Consider the following 20,317-nt stretch of genomic DNA (forward strand, 5'->3'; position numbering starts at 1 on the left):
GAATTCCTCAACGCCGACCTGGCGCTGAAGATCTATTTCGCTGGCGCCGGGCAGCGAGCCTGAAACGGCCGCCGCCGTGCAGTTCGTGAGCGAGGCGTCGCCTGCGGCGCAAGCTCGTGCATCCCCACATCGTCACCATCGTCGACGCGGTGGCAGAGCCCGGGCGCCGTTACGTGGCGATGGAGTGCCGTGGAAGGCGGCAGCCTGCGCCAGTCCACCCGTCCGACACTCTGCTCCCCGTGTCCGGATGTGGTCCAGATCGCGTCCGCTGCTGCAGCGCGCTTGAATTCGCCTCCCGGCTGGGCGTGGTGCACCGGGACATCAAGCCTCGAACATCCCCTTGGGCGGATTCCGGCGGGCGACATCAAGGTGGCGGATTTCCATGCCGCCTTCATCCGCGGAGTGCGAACCACCGAGGAGCTTCCAGCTTTCATCGCCTTCGTACTGCCCGCCGGAACAGATCCAGGGTCAGCCGCCGAGCGCTCAAGGGGACATGTTCTCCTTTGGGTGTGATGCTCACGAGTTGCTGACCGGGACGAAGCTGTTCCTGGGCCAGAACGTCGGGAGGTGACGCTCCGGCAGATCCGCACCGCGCTTTCCGGTGCCGCCTTCGGTGCAGCAGCCTGATCCGCCGTCCCTGCTGGATGCCGTGATCGGCCGGTTCCTCAAGAAATGGCCATAGGGACCGGTACGCCAATCAGCCGAAGCCGTCCTCGATCTGGCGAACGTCGGCCGGATGAACGCGTACCGCCAGTCGATCCCCGACAGCGAGAAGCGTTCACGGCGTTGAAGAGCGCCCTCGCTCACTGCAGGGTTCGACGGATGGCGAAGCTGTGGAATACGGTGCGCCATGCGCGCTGGCAGCGCGGGCCGGTACAGCACGTCCTCGTCACGGAGGGGAACCTGGCGACAGGTTGCCGGTCATCGCTCAGGGAGCGCTGAAAGCGATGTCGCAGGGGCGGCTGCTCAACGCACCGCACACTGGCGACTGCTTCGGCGAGATGGCGTACGTGCAGGGCCCCTGGGTCCACGCGCAGCGCCACCATCCAGACCACCACCGACACCATCGTGGCCGAATTCTCCCGCGAGAGCCTGAGCGGACTGTCCGCGGAAACGCAGTTGAAGCTGGCCAACACCATGCTGCGTGTTCTGGCCGAGCGCCCGCCTTCTGCCAACGCCCGGATATCGCGGGTAGGTCCACGACCAAGCATCCTGACAGCTGACGTCTTGCCGCCATCGCGACAGATCTGAAGGGGTGACGCGGCACATTTCTGGGGGCGAGTGCAGGAAGCGTGCAGCAGGACCGGGGCGTCTTGCTGCCAGAGCGGGCTGACCATACGTCCATCGCAATCCCGGAGCCCCGACTTCGAGCGGCCAAGGAGGAAGGACGCATCGCGACGTGCGCCACTCGAGCACATCCCCATGCAGACGGGACGCTATCGAGCGAGCAGTGGTGCCTGAAGAAGTCCGACGAGGCGACTGGACAGATCCGGTGAAGGGTCAGCTGGCCGGTCGTCCCGGGCGCGCGCCTGCCTGCGATTTGAGGAAACCGTAGATCGACGGTCGTCGTTGTAGTCCCTTGAGCTTCGCTATTAACAGTTGGTGTTAGCGACCACCCCGAGTTCGCGCCTGAACATCGGCGCAGGTTGTTGTCGAGCATCTCCTCGGGGACCTTGCGCCCGGGGTCGTCGCCGACCGATTCGAACCGGTCTACGCCGATGAAGCTTCCATCGGGCGCCCAGACGTTTCGCAACGTGGAAGACCAGTTGAGCGATCCCGCGGCGTCCAGAAGACGCTGGATTCCTGATCCGGTCCCCACCGACGTCGTCGTCCGCGAACGTGACCCAGGGAGTGGGAGCCGCCATGAGCGCACCGCCCGCAGCGCCGAGCCAAGCGTCAATTTCGACCGCCGGTCCCATCCCCAGGGCAGGACGAGGGCTCTTTCGATGGGGTCCATTGTGGTTTCCTGGCGCCGGCGCGCTTCCTGAGCGCGTTTCATCGAACAGCAGCAGATGCAGGATCCGCTCAAGCGACCGTCCGTCCATCCACCGAAACGATCAGGTCCTCCAGACTGCCCTTGCCTGTGGTGGGCGTGATCACCGTCACCCAGAACTGCGCAGGATCGATGCGAACGGCGTCCGCGGCGTCGGTGCGGCCTGGCGGCCGAAAAGATCGATCAGGTGAATGCTGCAGAAGAGCGTCGTGAACCCCGGCGCGGCCTGGAAGAGGCCGCCGCGCCGTCGAACGTCAGACCCGCGGATGTGCGCGTTCAAGTTTGGAACGCAGCTTGTTCAGCGCGTTGATGTAGGCTCGCGGATGCGACCACGATGTCGGTGTCCGCGCCGGCTCCATTGACGATGCGGCCCTCCTTCTGAGGCGCACCGTCACTTCACCCTGCGCATCCGTTCCGTTCTCGTGATGCTGTTCACGGAAAGGAGCTGGAGTTCCGCCCCGCTTCGAGGCGATCGTCTCGATGGCACGGAAGGTCGCATCCACGGACCGCTGCTGGCCGCCCGGCGCGTTTCTCGTCGTGCCCCTTCGGCCATCACGACCTTGCCGTGGGCGTCCCGCCGGCCTCAGTGGATCATCATCGAGACAAGCTTGAAAATGCCCGGCGTCCTGGGTCGCCAGCCGCCTCGTCCGAGACGACCACCGCAGATCCTCGTCCGAAGATCTCGGATTTCTTGGTTGGCCAGGTCCTTGAATCGTGCAAAAGCGGAATTCAGGCCTCTCGCTGGAGGAGCCTGATGCCCAGTTCCTTCAGGCGCCGCTTGAGCGCGTTTCTTCCGGAGAGCTTGCCGAGGACGAGCTTGTTGTTGCTCCAACCCACGTCCTCCGCCCGCATGATCTCGTAGGTCTCGCGGCTCTTGATCACGCCATCCTGATGGATGCCGGACTCGTGGGCGAAGGCGTTGGCGCCGACGATGGCCTTGTTCGGCTGCACCGGAAAGCCGGTAATGCCTGAGACGAGCTTCGACGCGGGAACAATCTGCGCCGTGTCGACGCAAGCGTCGCAGGGAAGTAGTCCTGCGGGTGCGCACCGCCATGACGACTCCCTCGAGCGAGTGCGTTGCCCGCACGCTCGCCAAGACCGTTGACGTGCATTCCACTTGGCGTGCGCCGCTCATCACGGCAGACAGGGAGTTGGCGACTGCGAGGCCGAGATCGTTGTGGCAGTGAACCGACCAGACCACCTTTGTCTGAATTGGGAATCCGCTCGCGCAAAGCGTGGACTGAGAACGCTTGAACTGTTCCGGCATGATGTACCCGACCGTGTCGGGAATGTTGATCGTCGTGGCACTAGCACGGATGACGGCTTCGAACATCCTGCACAGAAGTCGTCGACTTCGGAACGCCCCCGCGTCCCTCCGGCGAGAACTCGACGTCACGAAACGATTTGGTGAGGGTGACCGCCTGACGCTGGCGGTCTCGATGACCTGGTCCGCCGCATGCGCAGCTTCTTTCCATGTGGATCGGGGACGTCGCGATGAACGTGGATCCGCCTCGAGTTGGCTTTCCCGCGCAAGCTCGCTCTCCGGCACGCCTTGATGTCGTGATCGCTGGCGCGGGCAAGTCCGCAGACCGTGGAATCCTTTGATGATGCCCCGCGACGGCCGGAACGGCCCTCTTGAAGTCCCGGTTGACGCGGCCGGAAAAACCGGCTTCGATCACATCCACTCGAAGTTTCTCCAGTGGCGCGCGATGCGAAGCTTCTTCGCGGGTCATGGACGCGCCCGGGCTTTGTTCTCCCGTCACGAAGCGTCGTCGAAAATGATGTGACGGTCGTTGACGGTGTTCTCCTGATCGGTTCCGCGATACCGGGGCGCAGGCCGGCACGAGCAGCGCGAAAACTACAAAGGGACATCGGACTGGTCAAGTCCGGCGACGGGGTACTACGGGGAATGGGGTAGGTTTAGTGTGCGCTTGCGCGCAGCAGCAGCCCGGGCCTGCAGGGCGCTGGCGGAAGGAAGAAGGCGTGTTAAGCGGCCGTGTTCACGGCTGGGGACCAGGCGTCACTTCATCGGCAGCCCGCAAGCGGATCTTGAGGCCGCACCGTCGGACGGCGGGTCCGCAGGATGCGCGGCCGTCCTTCCGGGAACGGCCTTTGCCATCATGGCGACGGCGTCGGATGCCGGCCTTTCCGCGAACCCGGCTACCTGGCCGCGGGCGGCTCTCCTGCGAGGGTCCCGCGGGCGGAGGCGGCCGGAAGAAACCGACGGCCGCCATGACGTATCCTGAACGGCGTACAGAATCGCGATCGTGGAACAGCATTTCCGGGAGATTGTCGGACAGGGAAGAACACCGCCGCTACGACGAGAGGGCACGGAGGACAACCTGCCAGAAAGGCACGCTCTTTGCGGATGCTGATGTCCCGCCGCTGTAGAACGGGACGTTGCTCACCATGGTGAAAAGCAGCGAAGACCGTGATACCGGCGGCGTAGTCCAGTCTTGACCCCGTAGTCGAAGGAATCCATGGCCTGGACACGAAACCGGCGACGACCGCGGCGGCAGCAGGACGCGCAACTCCTGGAAGTAGCGCTTGTCGACGACGCCGATGTTCGTGCTGAAACGAGCCAGACGTAGGGCCGCGCAGGCGCAGTAGGCGAACGCGGTCGCCCATCCGTAGGCTTGCCCAGTCCGCGCAGCGCCCATTCGTAGACGACCAGGGGCCGGGGCGGCGCCGAACGCCACCATGTCCGAAAGCGATCGACTGGCGCCGAAGGCGCTGGGTTCGCGTGAGGCGGGCGACGCGCCCGTCCAGCCCGTCGAAGACCATGGCGATGAAGATGGCCGCCGCCGCCGCGCTGTAGCGGTTGTTCATCGCCCGCACGATGGCATAGAAGCCCGCGAACAGAGCGACTGTCGTGATGGCATTCGGCAGCCAGAAGAACCCCCGGTCGGAACTTGCGACGCATCAGCCAGCGGCGCCGAGCGCGAGTTTCATCCATGGTGGTGCCCCCGTCCGTATGCTGGAGTTGCCTCGAGTGCGGCCGTCTGGCGTCATCGCCGGCGGATGTCAAGTAGACGGCTCGCTCCCCATGCGTTTTCGTTTCGGTTGCCTGTCCCGGCGCCGGCCACGAGAACGCGAAGGGCGGGACAGGATCAGCGCGGCGCAGACAACCTGCCACGATCGTGGAGGTGGCGTAAACCTTGTCGCCCACCGCCACACGCGGCGCGGCATCGGCCGGAAGGTACAGATCCACGCGGGAACCGGAAAACGATGAAAGCCGTATCGCTCGCCCTGCTCAGGACATCGCCGGGCTTCACGTAACAGAGAATGCGCCGCGCGATCAGTCCGGCAACCTGCACGCAGGTGATGTCCAGATCGTTCCGCTGTGCGCAGGTGCAGGGCATTGCGCCTGTTCTCCACGGATGCCTTGTCGAGCGCCGCATTCAGGAAACTGCCGGCGTTGTACCAGCCCCGCACAACCGTGCAATCGACGGAGCTGCGGTTCGAATGGACGTTGAACACGTTCATGAACACGCTGATCTTCAGTGCGTCGCGCTGCAGATAGGGATCACGAGCCTTGGCAACGACCACGATGCGCCCGTCCGCAGGCGAGAACTGCGCGGGCATCGGCGGGGATGGCGCGAGGCGGGTCGCGGAAGAACTGCAGAACGAACACCGCGACGAGCCAGAACGGAACCGACCACGCGCCCAGGAACCAGGTCGCGACCGCCTGCGGCGATCGAGGCGGTGAGGAAGGGCCAGCCTTCACGAGCGATGAGCGGGTGCGATAGTTCACGATCGACAATGCGGGCTGAGTGGGCTGCGGCCGCGACGCGGTGGATGCGCCGCGGGCGATCTGATGCGGTATCGTCAGCCGGCCGGGTGGCCGGCGCCCGCATCAGTTGCGGCTGGTATCGACAGACGGTTCTTCTTGATCCCAGGGCATCATGCCCCTGAGCTTGCCGCCGACCCGCCTGATCTCGTGCTCCCGGCCGATACGGCGCATGGCGTTCAGCTTGGTCGCGCCCGTCTGGTTCTCAGCAGCAGGAATTCCTGCGCGTAGGCGCCGGTCTGGATCTCCTTGAGGATGCGGCGCATTTCCTCGCGCGTGGTCTCCTCGGTCATGATGCGGGGACCGCGGGTGAAATCGCCGTACTCGGCATTGTTGGAGATCGAGTAGCGCATGTTCGCGATCCCGCCTTCGTAGATCAGGTCGACGATGAGCTCAACTCGTGTAGGCACTCGGAAGTACGCCATTTCGGGCGCTAACCGGCCTCGACCAAGAACCTCGAATCCCGCCTGGATGAGCGCCGTGGTACCGCCGCCACAGGACCACCTGTTCACCGAACAGGTCGGTTTCGGTTTCCTCCCGGAAGGTGGTTTCGATCACACCGGCGTGCCGCCGCCGATTGCCGCCGCGTAGGACAACGCGAGGTCACGAGCGCCTTCTTCGTGGCATCCGGCGCGATGGCGATCAGGCAGGGAGCCGCCGCCCTGAGCGTAGGTGGCACGAACGAGACGCCCGGACCCTTCGGCGCGATCATGACGACATCGATGTCGCCGGCGCGACCTGGCGGAAATGAACATTGGAAGCCATGAGCGAAGGCAAGCGTGGCCCCTCTTGCGCAGGTTTGGCTCGATTTCTTCGCGATAGACCTTGGCGATGGTGCTCGTCGGGAGCAGGATCATCACAGAAGTCGGCGCCCTTGACGGCATCGCCGACGGCCTTGACCCAGGCCGGCTTTCTTGGCCTTGTCCCACGATGCCGCCCTTGCGCAGGCCCACCGTCACCTTGACGCCGGAGTCTTTCAAATTGTTTGCATGAGCATGAGCTCGCGAGCCGTAGCCGATGATGGTGACTTTCTTTGCCGCGATGAGAGGTCAGCATCCTTGTCGTAGTAGACCTTCATCGTTTTCCCCTTTGTGATTTCGACCTGGGGCGGCGGAACCGTGCGTGCGGTCACCTGGATCGGAACTGCCCACCATACGTCGTCCAACCTAGATCTTCAGAATGCGGTCTGCCGGCCGATCCCGGATGCACCGGTACGAACGGTTTCTGAGGATTACGTCGCGCGACCTCAGGGCCTCGAGGAACGCATCGAGTTTTGGAACCGCTGCCGGTCAGTTCGATGGTGTAGTCTGGATCGGTCACGTCCGATGATGCGGCCACGAAAATATCCGCCATCCGCTTCATCTCCTCGCGATCCTTACCCACGGCGCGCACCTTGACCAGCATGAGCTCGCGCTCGATGTGGTCCCCCTCGGACAAGTCGATGACCTTCACGACGTCGACGAGTTTGTTCAACTGCTTGTTGATCTGCTCGATGATGTCGCCGGAACCACTGAGTGACTATGGTCATGCGGGACAGCGTCGGATCCTCGGTGGGAGCGACGGTGAGCGATTCGATGTTGTAGCCTCGGGCGGAAAAGGCCCCGCGACGCGCGAAAGCGCGCCCGATTCGTTTTCGAGCAACATGGCAATGATGTGTCCTGCGTTCCTCCCCGGGGCGCGTCTAGACCAAAATCATTTCGGACAGGCCCTTGCCGCCCGGAACCATCGGATAGACGTTCTCGGCCTGGTCGGTCATGAAATCCATGAAGACCAGCCGGTCCTTCTTCGCGAAAGCCTCGCGCAGGGCGCCTTCGACGTCCCAAGGCTTCTCGATCCGCATGCCGACGTGGCCGAATGTTTCGGCGAGCTTCACGAAATCCGGCAGGGCGTCCATGTACGATCCGGCGTACCGGTTGCCGTGGAAAAACTCCCTGCCATTGGCGCACCATGCCCATGTAGCGGTTGTTCAGGTTCACGATCTTGATCGGCGATCGATATTGCTTGCAGGTCGAGAGCTCCTGGATGCACATCTGGATGGAAGATCCCCGTCACGCAGACCACGGTATCGGATGGGCAAACCATGCCCGAGCGCGGCCGGCATCCCCGGGAAGCCCATCGTCCCCAGTCCACCCGAGTTGATCCAGCGACGGGGTTTGCTCGAAACTGTAGAACTGCGCGGCCCACATCTGGTGCTGCCCGACGTCGGACCTCACGAACGCGTCTCCGCCGGTGATCTCGTGCAGCTTGATGACCATCTGAGGTTTGATGATGCTGACTCGACTGGTCGTACTTGCAAGCAGTCGCGCACGCCACAGCTCGATCTGGGCCCACCACGCCTTCAGCGCCGCGGCGTCCGGCGTTGCGGCCGACCCACCTTTGCCGGTTCATCTCGGACAGCAACCATCGCGCACATCGCCGACGATGGGGACATCCACCCTGACGCGCTTCGAGATCGACGACGGATCTACGTCGATATGGATGATCTTGCGTTCTTCTCGAAGAAATGCGCCGGGTTGCCGATGACGCGATCGTCGAAGCGCGCACCGATGGCGAGAAGGACATCGCAATGCTGCATGGCCAGATTGGCCTCGTAGGTGCCGTGCATCCCCAACATGCCCATGGACAGCGAATCGGATGCCGGAAGGCACCGAGCCCGCATGTAACGTGTTCGTGCAGGGGAAACCCAGGGAGCGTACGAACTGTGCGAGTCTGTGCCGAGGCACCGCCCAGCATGACGCCGCCGCCGCTGTAAACCATGGGCCGCTTCGCATCCAGGGCATGCGAGCGCCTTCTTGATCTGCCCGGAGTGCCCTTTGAGCACCGGGTTATAGGAGCGCATCGACGCCGAATCGGGCATATTAGTACTCGCACCGGGCCATCGTGACATCCTTCGGAATGTCCACGACGACGGGTCCCGGGCGCCCGGTGGTGGCGATGTAGAACGCCTTCTTGATGGTGGCCGCCAGATTCGGACGTCCTTGACGAGGAAGTTGTGCTTGACGCAGGGGCGGGTGATTTCCCACCGCATCGACTTCCTGGAAGGCGTCTGGCCGATGGCGTGGGTCGGGACCTGGCCGAGATGATGACCATCCGGGATGGAGTCGAATAGGCGGTCGCGATACCCGTCACCGCGTTCGTCACGCCTGGCCGGAAGTCACGAGCACCGCCCCGGGCTTTTCGCACGCGCGGGCGTAGCCGTCAGCGGGCGTGGACCGCTGCCTGTTCGTGCCGTACGAGGATGTGCTTGACCTTGTCCTGCTTGAAGATCTCGTCGTAGATGTGCAGTACCGCACCGCCAGGGTAGCCGAACAGGTATTCGACCCCCTCGTCGGCAAGGCAGCGCACGGTGATTTCGGCGCCGGTCAGTTCCATCGTCGTTGCGGGGGGGTCCCCGACGTTTGCAAAAGGGAACCGCGAAAGATACCGGCAAGGGTTACGCCGGTCAATTCGGGCAGAAATACCGAAATTCAGGCCGTCAGGGGACGGCGGGCCGGAATGTTGCGTCGATCCACTGCCGCCACGACGCGCCAGAGGGTGGGGTGACGCGCCGCCACGACGGACCGCCGCCACGGGGCGGAAGCCCAGAAATCCTCGTGTTCCAGGGGTCCCGACCATGCCTCCGGCTTCTCCCAGCATGAGCGTCCCGGCAGCGTAGTTCACTGCTTCTGGCCACCGTGCACGTAGACGTCGAGCCTGCCCGCTGCGAGATAGCACCATTCCAGGGTGGCTGCACCCAGGTGGCGATGCGAACAGTGCGGTGTTCCGGCAACGAGTGCGGCACCGAGAGGCTTGGGGATGCGCTTGGAAATCGACATTGGCCATGGCGGACCGCAATTCCGGAGCACCCTGCCCGGCGTGGATGCGCCCCCGTTGAGATGGCTCCCGCCACCACGGTGGGCGGTGAACATCTCATCCGTCACCGGCGCGTATACGACACGCAGTACGGAACGCCCGGCGCGCATGAGAGCGACCGAAATGGCGAAATAAGGCACTTCGTGAACGAAATTGACGTACCGTCGATGGGATCCACGCACCACTGGCCTTCAGCGCGCGATCCCATGCCGCCAGCTGATCCCCGGCGGTCATCTCCTCACCCAGGACAGGATAGGGGGCAATCGCCTGCAGACGCTCGATCAGCGCCCGCTGCGCACCCATGTCGGCTTCCGTGCAAAGCGTGCCGTCATCCTTGCGCCGGTGCGCAACCTTGCGGTATCGCGGCATCACCTGCTCTGCAGCGACAGCCCGCACGACGGCTGACGCCTCGGCCAGAAGGGCGGCCGTGGCGACCTCCGGTCCCGCGTGGTTCACCGAACCCCCGCGCAGCTCGTGGCGACGCGGCCAGCAATGCTCGATACAGACATCATCAACTTCGTGCTGGATAACCCTCGGTCGATGGTAGCATGGGGCGTACCATGCCGACCGACACGCCCATCAAGAGCGGGACGCTTCCATGCCCGATCGTCTTGGCCCTGGAGCCGAGCTGCCACTCTCCTCCGGTGGCCGCCCATCACGCCCCCTGCGCGTCCTGCGCCTCGCCGAGAAGGACCCGGTCGTGGTATTCGACGGCAGCGGTGGCGATGCCTCGCCACCATCACCCATGGCCTGTGCGCGGGGAGGTCCGGATCAAGACCGGACGATTCCGCGCTGAAGGCCCTGAATCGCCCTCCCGTCACTCTGGTGCAGGGCGTTTCGTCGGGCGACCGGATGGACTTCACCATACGCAAGGCGGTGGAACCTGGGCGTCGAACGCATCGTTCCCGTGTTCACCGAACGCAGCATCGTCAAGCTGGGCGCAGACCGGGTCGACCGCCGGCGGTCCCACTGGCGGGGAATCGTCATTTCCGCCTGCGAACAGTCGGGCCGGAATCGTGTCTCCCGGTGGAGGAGCCCCGCCAGGTTCGAGCATTGGCTGGCAGGCCCTGTCCCCATTGCCCGCCTCCGGGGAGGCGCGCATCTTCCTCGCGGTTGAGGGGAAGCAAGAGGCTCGCGGGCGCTCGCGACCGGACGAGGAAGTCTGGCTGCTGGCGGACCCGAAGGCGGATTCTCCGCAGCCGAGGCCACCAACGCGGCGCTGCGCGGATTCGTCCCCGTCCGGCTGGGGCCGCGGGTGCTGCGAACGGAAACGGCGGCACTGGCGGCGCTGGCATCGATCCAGACTCTTTGGGGCGACTTCTGAAGGGGCAGACGAGCCCACAGTGCATGCCATCGACCGGGTGCGCCTCGCGAGCAACCCTCCTCTGACGACTGTGGTTCCGGGCGACTTCCTTGGTGTGGAACGAAAAGCCGCCCCGGCCGTCTCGCCCTCGGTCCGAGTGATCTGAGTCACACGCGTGCGCGTTGGCCTCGCCCCCCCAAACTCGCGGTTCATTTCTCAAGCGCCGCATCAATTCAGGACATATCCATGGACATCCGCAACAGCGTTTTCGTCGTCACCGGGGGCAGTTCCGGCCTGGGAGAAGCCACCATTGAAATGATCGTCGCCGCCGGCGGCGCAGGCGTGATCGCCGACGTCAACAAGACGGCGGGCGAGATGCTGGCGGCCCGCCTCGGCGCCGCCGTCCGCTTCGTGGAATGCGACGTCACTTCCGAGGAACACGCGAGGGCGCGCCATCGACACCGCCGTTTCCGCCTTGGCGGACTGGAAGGTCTGGTCAACTGCGCCGGTGTCGGTGTCCCTGCCAAGGTTCTCGGCAAGGAGGGCCCGCACCCGCTCGACCGCTTCATGAAGATCGTGAACATCAATCTGGTCGGCACATTCAACATGATTCGCCTGGCGGCCGACGCCATGGCGAAGGGTCACCAACGACGCCGGCGAGCGCGGCGTGATCGTCAACACGGCCTCCGTGGCCGCGTACGACGGTCAGATCGGCCAGCCCGCGTACGCTGCGTGGAAGGCGGGGGTGGTGGGCATGACCCCGCCGATCGCCCGCGAACTCGCCCGGTACGGTATCCGCGTGGTCGTCGATCGCCCGGGGTTGTTCGGAGACGCCCATGATGGCCGGCCTGCCCGAGGAGGCGCAGCGCTCTGCTCGCCCAACAGGTTCCCCTCCCGCCTCGGCCGCCCGTCGGAGTTCGCCCAGCTCGTGGGCCAGATCTGCGCCAACCAGATGCTGAACGGCGAGACCATCAGGCTCGACGGCGCCATCCGCATGGCGGCCAAGTAGCGCCATCTCGCCTCGAGACCGTCCATGGACCCCAAGTCGCTCGGAGAACTTTGTCCCGTGGTTCCGCGCATCGGCGCCGTACATCCACGCCTTCGGCGGTCGCACCTTCGTGATCGCGTTCGGCGGAGAGGTGGCCGACGGCAGGTTCGTCGGCCTGGTTCACGACCTCAATCTGCTCGCGGCGCTGGGCGTCAAACTCGTGCTGGTGCACGGAGCCCGGCCGCAGATCGAAGAGCGGGCTGCGGCGCCGCAAGGCTGACATCCGCTACGTGCACGACATGCGGGTGACAGACGAGGCCGCGTTGCAGGACGTGAAGGAAGCAAGCGGCCGGCTGCGGACCGAGATCGAGGCGCAGCTCTCCCCGTGGGACTGCCCAGCACGCCCATGGCCAACGCGACCATCCAGGTCACCAGCGGCAACTTCGTGATCGCCCGGCCGGTCGGGAGTGGTCGAGGGCGTGGACATGCTGTTCACGGGGAAGTCCGCAAGATCAGGGGCCGATGCGATCCAGCGATGCCTGGACGACGAGGATGTCGTCCTCGTCTCGCCTCTGGGTTATTCCCCGACGGGAGATCTTCAATCTCACGCTGGAAGACGTGGCCGCCCAGACTGCGATCGCGCTCAAGGCGGAAAAGCTGCTCTTCCTGATGAACGAACCGGGCATCGGCGCGGGCCGCGGGACGATGCGTACCGAGCTCACGGTATCGGAGGCGGAGCAGATGCTGGGAGAGAGTCGCGGACCGAAGGGCGATGGTGCGATCTATCTGCCCTTCGCCATCCGTGCCTGCAAAGGCGGCGTCAAGCGCGTGCATCTGGTGTCGCGGCACGTGGACGGTGCATTGCTGCTGGAGCTGTTCACGCACGCCGGCATCGGCACGATGGTCACGCAGGACCCCGTGGAGCAGCTGCGGCAGGCGACCATCGAGGACGTGGGCGGCATTCTCCATCTCATAGAGCCGCTGGAAGCCGATGGCACGCTGGTCAAGCGCTCCCGCGAGTTGCTGGAGATCGAGATCGACCGCTTCGTCGTCCTGCAGCACGACGACCGGATTGTCGGCTGCGCCGCTCTCTATCCCTTCGCGAAGGACAAGGCGGGCGAGCTGGCCTGTCTCGCGATCCACCCCGACTACCGCAACGGCGGTGCGGGGGAGAGGCTTCTGCAGTTCATCGAGGCCAAGGCGCGCAAGGCGAAGTTCAAGCGGCTGTTCGTGTTGACGACGCGCACCGCGCACTGGTTCGTCGAGCAGGGCTTCACGGAGGTCCCCGTGGCGGACCTGCCACCTCAGCGCCAGGAGTTCTACAACTATCAGCGCCGATCCAAGGTGCTCGTCAAGCCTGTCTAGGAAAGGTCCTCTGGAGTTTGCCGGGCCGCGGCACGCGCAGGCGCGACTCCGCAGCTGTCGTCCGGCCGGCGCCCTCCTTTCCTGCGGGCATCCTGACTGAAGCGGGCCCGATCGCGGCCAGCCGATCCAGTAGGCCCAATGCGCGGTTTACGCTCTCCCGGCCTTTCAGGATAATGGCCTGAATACATGGCGCATGTCCGCCATGGTCCGAGGGACTATTCCATGGCACGCATGGTTCACTGCATCAAGCTCGGACGGAAGCGGAGGGTCTGGATCTTCCCACCTATCGGGACCGTTGGGCAAACGCATCTTCGACAACGTCTCCAAGGAAGCCTGGAGGGCGTGGCTGGAGCAGCAGAAGATGCTCGTCAACGAAACCGCCTCAACCTCGCCGACATCAAGGCGCGCAGGTATCTCGAGGCACGGATGGAGAAGCACTTCTTCGGCGAAGGTGCGGATGAGGCGGCGGGATACGTTCCGCCTTCCAGGTAGGCCTACCGTGAAACAGCCGGAAGTCTCGGTCGCGGATGCTCGACCCGGAGCGCAGGCTGAGGGAACCATCGCGGCCGCACGCGTGCGGCCGCCAGAGAGCCGCGCTACTTCCTCAATCGCGAACTGGGTCAGCTGGAGTTCAATCGCAGAGTTCTGGCACAGGCGCAGGATCCTTCCGTGCCGGTGCTGGAGCGGCTGCGCTTTCTCTGCATCGTGGGGAGCAATCTGGACGAGTTCTTCGAGATCCGCGTCGCCGGTCTCAAGGCCCAGATCGAGATGGGAGCCGTGGCGGCCGGCCATGACGGCGCATCGCCGCGGGACGTGCTGAACGAGATTGCGGTCCAGGCGCACGAAATGGTCGGCCGGCAGTACGCCATCTTCAATGACGAGATCCTTCCCGCCCTCGCCCGCGAAGGGATCCGTTTTCTGAAGCGGCGCGAGTGGAACGACGTGCAGCGGGCATGGATTCACGACTTCTTCATCAAGGAGGTGATGCCGGTTCTCACGCCCATCGGCCTCGATCCGGCACACCCGTTTCCGCGGCTGCTCAACAAGAGCCTCAATTTCGCGGTGGAACTGTCCGGCAAGGATGCCTTCGGCCGCAATTCCGGCACGGCCATCGTGCAGGCGCCACGTGCCCTGCCCCGGTTCGTGCTCCTCCCGGCCGAAATCGCCGGGTGCGAGTACGGCTTCGTGTTCCTCTCCTCCATCCTGCACGCGCACGTGAACGAACTGTTCGCCGGGATGGAAATCAAGGGCTGCTACCAGTTCCGGGTGACGCGCAACAGCGACCTGTTCGTGGACGAGGAGGAGATCAAGAATCTCCGCACCGCGCTGCAGGGAGAATTGCCGCAGCGGCATTTTGGCGATGCGGTCCGCCTGGAAGTGGCCGATCGCGCCGCCGCACATGTCGGGTTCCTGTTGCAACAGTTCGGCCTGGACGGGGCGCGACCTGTACCAGGTGCGCGGGCCAGTGAACCTCGTACGGCTGGGCGGGGCCCGATCGGGTCGACCGGCCTGAGCTCAAGTTCAAACCTTTCGTCCCGGGTCTGCCTCCGCGTCTCGCCAAGGGCCAGCATCTGTTCGCCGCGATCCGCAAGGGCGACATCCTCCTGCACCACCCGTTCCAGTCCTTCAAGCCGGTGATCAGCTTTCTTGCAGAAGCCGCCGTGGATCCTCAGGTGGTCGCGATCAAGCAGACCGTCTACAGAACCGGCGCCGATTCCGAACTGATGCGCCATCTCATCACCGCGGCCCGGAACGGCAAGGCCGTGACGGTGGTCGTGGAGCTGCTTGCACGCTTCGACGAAGAAGCCAACATCAACTGGGCATCGCGCCTCGAGGAGGTCGGCGCCCACGTCGTGTACGGAGTGGTCGGTCACAAGACGCACGCCAAGATGTCCATGGTCGTGCGGCGCGAGGAAGGAGGCCTGCTTCGCTACGTCCATCTGGGCACCGGCAACTACCACTCCCGCACGGCGACGCTCTATACGGATTTCGGCCTGTTCACGTGCAACCCGGAGGTCACGGCAGACGTGAACGATGTCTTCATGCAGCTGACCGGCCTGGGCAAGGCGGGCCACCATGTCCATGTATGGCAGTCTCCCTTCACGCTGCATGCTCGTCTCCTCGAAGCCGTCGCGCACGAGGCGGAGGAGGCGCGCGCCGGCAAGCCTGCCGGCATCACTGCAAAGATGAATGCCTTGCTGGAGCCGGAGATCATCTACGAACTCTACGAGGCCTCCCGGGCCGGCGTCCGGATCGACCTCATCGTTCGCGGCGTGTGCGCGCTGCGCCCGGGTATTCCGGGGCTTTCGGAGAACGTCCGGGTCCGTTCCGTGATCGGCCGGTTCCTCGAACACAACCGCATCTTCCACTTCCATTCCACCGATTCCGTCTACCTTTCCAGCGCCGACTGGATGGACCGGAACTTCTTCCGCCGTATCGAGGTCTGTTTCCCCGTCCTGGAGGACAGGCTCAAGCGCAGGGTGATCGCGGAAGGACTGCAGGTCTATCTGGAGGACAACACCCAGTCCTGGATCATGGATCCGGATGGCCAGTATCACCGCAGTGCCGCCCAACAGGGCGGAGAACGCTGCGCACAGATGGAACTGCTCGCGCAGCTCGTCGCCAAACCGGGCGCTCCCGTCCAGAGCGCGGGTCCTGAAGCCGGACTCGCGCCATGGAGATCGAACTCAAGCTGGTATTCGACCCGCAGGCCGCCCGGGACATCGCGCGCAGCCCCCTGCTCCGTGAGTCGCAGCGGTCCCGCCCCGTCACGCGTACGCTGCACAGCATCTATTTCGATACGCCCGATGCATCGCTCGCCGCCGCGGGCATGGCGCTCAGGATACGCAGGTCGGGACGCCGCTGGATCCAGACATTCAAGTGCGGGGGCGGCGTCGATTCCGGGCTGCACAGGCGCGAGGAATACGAGGCTCCGGCACCGGCTGGCATCCTGAATCTGCCCGCGCTTGCCGATACGCCGGTTGCCGCGATGCTGAGCAAGGCGGATTTCATCGATCACCTGCAACCGGTCTTCGTCACCCGCTTCCGCCGCACGACCCGTGACGTGGAGATTCACCCCGGCCAAATGGCCGAGTTCGCGATGGATCTCGGCGAGGTGATGGCCGGGGAGCGACGCGCCCCGATCAACGAGGTCGAGATCGAGCTGCGCAACGGCAACGTCCGGCACCTCGTGGAGTTCGCGCGGCGTCTGGCGCTCGAGGTGGATCTGCGCCTGGAAAACGTGAGCAAGGCGCAGCGGGGTTACCAGTTGCTCTCCCGTGCGGAAGTCATGCCGCTACGCGCGGGCACACCTGCGCTCCACCCCGGCATGTCCGCCACTGACGCCTTGCGCACGATCGTGGAAAGTTGCTTGACGCAACTGCAGGGCAACGAGGCGGGCGTGCTGCATTCCGCCGATCCCGAGTACATCCATCAGGCCCGCGTTGCCGTCCGCCGTCTTCGATCGGCGTTCTCGCTGTTCCGTCCCCTGGTGCCCAGGGAACACGTGATTCGTGTCATGGACCCCCTCCGGAAACTCGGGTTGTCTCTCGGTCAGGCCCGGGACTGGGACGTTTTCGCCAGCACCACCTTGCCACCCGTCCAGGAGGCGCTCGGCCCCGATGGATCCGCCCTGGACGGTCTGGCCGCTCGCGCCGCTTCTCGTCGAGAGGAGGCCCGCGAGCACGCGAGAGCAGCGCTTTCTCCCCGTCTCTACACGCCACTCCTGCTGGACGTGGCCCTGCTCTGCATGCACGAGGCGCCGTGGCAGGCGGACCCGCAGAATCCGTCCGCCGTGCCGCCCTTGATCGGCGCAATCGCTCCCCGTCCTGCTCCGGCGACAGTGGCGCCGCGTGCACAAGGCGGGCCGTACCGCCGATCGCACGGACGATGCGTCCCTGCACGCCCTGCGCATCGAGATCAAGAAGCTGCGATACGCACTGGAATTCTTCGCATCGCTGTATCCACGCAAGAATGTCAAGGCGCTGGCAGCGGGCTGCGCAGAACTGCAGGAGATCCTGGGATTCCTGAACGACGAGGCGGTCTGCGTCCGCCTCCTCGCAGCCTTGAATTCAGATGACGCGCCGTTGTCACATGGGACGGGGATCATCCGCGGCTGGGCGCGGGCTCGGGCGCTGACGGCGCTCGATCACTTCGATTCCGCCTGGCACAGGTTCGCCAAGCTCAAACCTTTCTGGTGAAACGCATGCATCTCATTCTCTGGCGCCACGCGGAGGCGGTGGATGGCGTGCCCGACCTGGCCAGGCCACTCTCGGCCAAAGGGCACAAGCAGGCGCATGCCATGAGCAAAGTGGCTTCGGCCGCGGCTTCCGCGCGGCACGCGCATTCTCGTGAGCCCGGCCGTCCGGACCCGGGAAACGGTCGTCGCCCTGACGCATGAATTCGAGACGGTTCCGGAGATCGCGCCCGGGGCCAGCCCCGAGGCGATCCTCGCCGCCGTCGACTGGCCGGAAGGCGGCAAGTCCGTCCTGGTGGTCGGACATCAGCCCGCACTCGGAGAAATCGCCTCCATGCTTCTGGCCGGATCGTCTCTTCCCTGGAGTATCAAGAAGGGAGGCGTGTGGTGGCTGTCCCATCGCACCCGCGGGACCGAACCCGACATCGTCCTGAGAGCGGTGATGAATCCGGACTTGCTCCCTTGAACGGACTCCGGACGGATGGTCACCACGTTCAGCTGGACTCGTCCGGCTTGCGGCCGCGGTAGCCGGTCCGGTCCTGAAAGATTGCGTAGAGAGTCGGCAGAACGATCAGGGTGAGCAAGGTCGCGGAGATGAGTCCGCCGATCACCACCACCGCCAACGGCTTCTGGGTCTCGGATCCGATGCCGTGGGACAACGCCATCGGCAGCAGACCGAGCATCGCCAGCAATCCCGTCATGAGGACGGTACGCATGCGCAAGAGCGAGCCACGAATCACGGCTCCGTTCGTGGTCATTCCGGTGCGACGCAGCTGGTTGAAATGGGAGACGAGGACGACGCCATTGAGCACGGCCTGTCCGAACAGCGCAATGAACCCGATGGCAGCGGAGACGGACAATGGAATCCCGGTCAGGAACAAGGCGAAGATGCCGCCTATGAGCGCGAAAGGAATGTTCACCAGAATGAGAAGGGCGCTCTTGAACGATTCGAACGCATTGAACAGCAGCAGGAAGATGATCAGGACCGAAATGGGCACGATGATGGCCAGACGCTTCATTGCGCGCTCCTGATTCTCGAACTCGCCCGACCAGGCCATGGTGTAGCCGTCAGGCAAACGCAGGGCCTTGGCCACGTTTGCTTTCATGTCTGCAACCACGCTTCCCATGTCGCGATCGCGGATGAACACGCCGATGGACAGCACCCGAGTTCCGTTTTCCCGGCTGATGTTCATGCTTCCACCGATGGATCGGAACTCTGCCACCTGCGATAGTGGGATGTGGGCGCCCGAGGGCGTCGAGACGAGCGCCTGCCGCATCCTGGCGAGAGATCGCTCGGGATTCTTCAGCCTGACGACGACCGCGTAGCGACGCTCCCCTTCCCAGAGTTGAGTCGCGGAAGCCGCCCAATGCGATCTCCACGACGTCCTCGATGTCTGCAACATTGAGGCCGTAGCGGGCCGCGGCCGCCCGGTCGATCACGATCTGCACTTGTGGCAGTTCGCCAAGACGGTCGACGAAGGCACGCGTGACACCAGGAACGTGTCGCACGGCGGAAAGTGTCCTGTTGGCGAGATCGCGCAGCGTGCTCAAATCGTCTCCGAACACCTTGATCACGATCTGGCCGTCGATCTGGGATATCGATTCGAGCACGTTGTCACGAATGGGCTGGGAGAAGCTCGCATCGACCCCCGGAAAGGTGCGCTCGAGCATTGCTTCCATCTGATCGAGCACCTGGCGCTTGGTCGCTTGCCCGCCCCATTCGCTCTCCGGCCTGAGATCCACAAGAAACTCGGCGCTGTTGATGAGCTTGGGATCAGTTCCGTCCTCCGGACGCCCCGCCTTCGACATGATGTTCGCGACCTGCGGAACGGTCATGAGGGACTCCCGGATCCGCGGTTCATCTCCTGCGCTTCTGAGAAGGGAGATGGAGGGGTGGATAGGGGCATTGATCCACACGGATCCTTCGTTGAGCTCGGGAAGGAACTCCGTGCCGAGCTTCGGCACCACCGCCAGACTCGCGGCCAGCACGCCCACTGCACTGCCGATGATGAGCCATCGCCTTGTCAGCGCCCATCGCAGGACAGGTTCGTAGACCGCCTTGCAGCTGCGTACCACGACGTTTTCCTTGTGCGAGAGATCCCGGCCCAGCAGCCAGAGGCAGGCGAGCGGCACCACGGTCAGGGACAGCAGAAGCGAGCCCACCAATGCCGAAGTGACGGACCATGCCATGGGAGCGAATATCCGCCCTTCGTGACGCTGAAGCGTAAAGATAGGGATGTGTGCGGCGATGATGATCAGCATGGAGAATAGTGTCGGCCTGCCGACCTCCATCACCGCCTCGAGTACCTTCTGTACGCGGGGTACCCGATCGTTCGACTCTTCCGAGAGCTTGCGGAAGACGTTCTCGACCACGATCACCGCCCCCCGTCAACGATGATGCCGAAATCCATGGCGCCCAGCGACAGCAGGTTGGCCGGGATGCCGACGAAAGTGAGTCCGAGGAAAGTCGACAACAGGGAGAGCGGAATCACCGCCGCCACGATCGCAGCGGCCCGCAGGTCTCCCAGGAACAGCAGCAGCACGGCGGTCACCAGGAGCGCGACTTCCATCAGATTGGTGAAGACCGTCTTGAGCGTGCGCTGGATGGGCCAAGGTGCCGATCGTAGAAAGGCGGGATCTGGACATTCCTCGGGAGGCGGAAGTGTTGAGCTGCTCCACTTTGGTCTTGACTCCTCCAAGACCTGGGCCGGTATAGCCCCCTTTGCGCATGGCACGTTACCGCTTGTGACGTCATCGTCCTTGTTGGGCCCACGATGCCCTGGCGTGGGACGTTCCCGACGTTCACCTCTGCACGTGGGACAGCAGCACTG

General features: G+C 64.4%; 5 protein-coding genes and 13 pseudogenes. 10 read left to right on the top strand and 8 right to left on the bottom strand.

Features of this window, described 5'->3' with window-relative positions; translation table 11 throughout:
- Positions 1-1,068: 1,068 nt before the first annotated feature.
- Positions 1,069-1,251 (top strand): hypothetical protein, encoded by a 183-nt coding sequence (locus tag IPK20_16950; protein MBK8018246.1) that lies wholly within the window; start codon positions 1,069-1,071, stop codon positions 1,249-1,251.
- A gap of 996 nt (positions 1,252-2,247) precedes the next feature.
- On the opposite strand, the pseudogene IPK20_16955 reads toward IPK20_16950, so the two are convergent.
- The 7 pseudogenes from IPK20_16955 to IPK20_16985 form a co-directional block, all read right to left on the bottom strand.
- Positions 2,248-3,865: pseudogene (locus tag IPK20_16955) on the bottom strand (2-isopropylmalate synthase).
- A 443-nt stretch (positions 3,866-4,308) separates the two neighbouring features.
- Positions 4,309-4,882 (bottom strand): annotated as a pseudogene (locus IPK20_16960) (CDP-alcohol phosphatidyltransferase family protein).
- Between the two features lie 241 nt (positions 4,883-5,123).
- Positions 5,124-5,757: pseudogene (locus IPK20_16965) on the bottom strand (phosphatidylserine decarboxylase).
- Positions 5,758-5,849: 92 nt separating this feature from the next.
- A pseudogene (gene ilvC, locus IPK20_16970) lies at positions 5,850-6,861 on the bottom strand (ketol-acid reductoisomerase).
- Positions 6,862-6,949: 88 nt separating this feature from the next.
- Positions 6,950-7,427, bottom strand: a pseudogene (gene ilvN, locus IPK20_16975) (acetolactate synthase small subunit).
- Between the two features lie 37 nt (positions 7,428-7,464).
- Positions 7,465-9,155, bottom strand: a pseudogene (gene ilvB, locus IPK20_16980) (biosynthetic-type acetolactate synthase large subunit).
- A 103-nt stretch (positions 9,156-9,258) separates the two neighbouring features.
- Positions 9,259-10,004 (bottom strand): annotated as a pseudogene (locus IPK20_16985) (inositol monophosphatase family protein).
- Positions 10,005-10,233: 229 nt separating this feature from the next.
- Between IPK20_16985 and IPK20_16990 the strand changes: the two are divergent.
- The 9 genes and pseudogenes from IPK20_16990 to IPK20_17030 all read left to right on the top strand — a co-directional run bounded on the left by IPK20_16990 (position 10,234) and on the right by IPK20_17030 (position 17,952).
- A complete protein-coding gene (locus IPK20_16990) occupies positions 10,234-10,431 on the top strand; it encodes a hypothetical protein (GenBank protein MBK8018247.1) in 198 nt (65 codons plus the stop codon).
- A gap of 111 nt (positions 10,432-10,542) precedes the next feature.
- Positions 10,543-10,752, top strand: coding sequence for a 16S rRNA (uracil(1498)-N(3))-methyltransferase (locus tag IPK20_16995; GenBank protein MBK8018248.1), 210 nt, complete (start codon positions 10,543-10,545; stop codon positions 10,750-10,752).
- Positions 10,753-10,797: 45 nt separating this feature from the next.
- A complete protein-coding gene (locus IPK20_17000; GenBank protein ID MBK8018249.1) occupies positions 10,798-10,959 on the top strand; it encodes an RsmE family RNA methyltransferase in 162 nt (53 codons plus the stop codon).
- 225 nt (positions 10,960-11,184) lie between these two features.
- Positions 11,185-11,947: pseudogene (locus tag IPK20_17005) on the top strand (SDR family NAD(P)-dependent oxidoreductase).
- A gap of 4 nt (positions 11,948-11,951) precedes the next feature.
- Positions 11,952-13,291: pseudogene (gene argA / locus IPK20_17010) on the top strand (amino-acid N-acetyltransferase).
- 222 nt (positions 13,292-13,513) lie between these two features.
- Positions 13,514-13,783, top strand: a pseudogene (locus tag IPK20_17015) (oxidative damage protection protein).
- Positions 13,784-13,906: 123 nt separating this feature from the next.
- Positions 13,907-15,909, top strand: a pseudogene (gene ppk1 / locus IPK20_17020) (polyphosphate kinase 1).
- Positions 15,910-15,965: 56 nt separating this feature from the next.
- Positions 15,966-17,369, top strand: a complete 1,404-nt coding sequence (locus IPK20_17025; protein MBK8018250.1) for a CYTH and CHAD domain-containing protein — start codon at positions 15,966-15,968, stop codon at positions 17,367-17,369.
- 126 nt (positions 17,370-17,495) lie between these two features.
- Positions 17,496-17,952: pseudogene (locus IPK20_17030) on the top strand (histidine phosphatase family protein).
- Between the two features lie 28 nt (positions 17,953-17,980).
- On the opposite strand, the pseudogene IPK20_17035 reads toward IPK20_17030, so the two are convergent.
- Positions 17,981-20,317, bottom strand: a pseudogene (locus IPK20_17035) (efflux RND transporter permease subunit).

The organism is Betaproteobacteria bacterium, from assembly GCA_016713305.1.
Classification (GTDB): Bacteria; Pseudomonadota; Gammaproteobacteria; order Burkholderiales.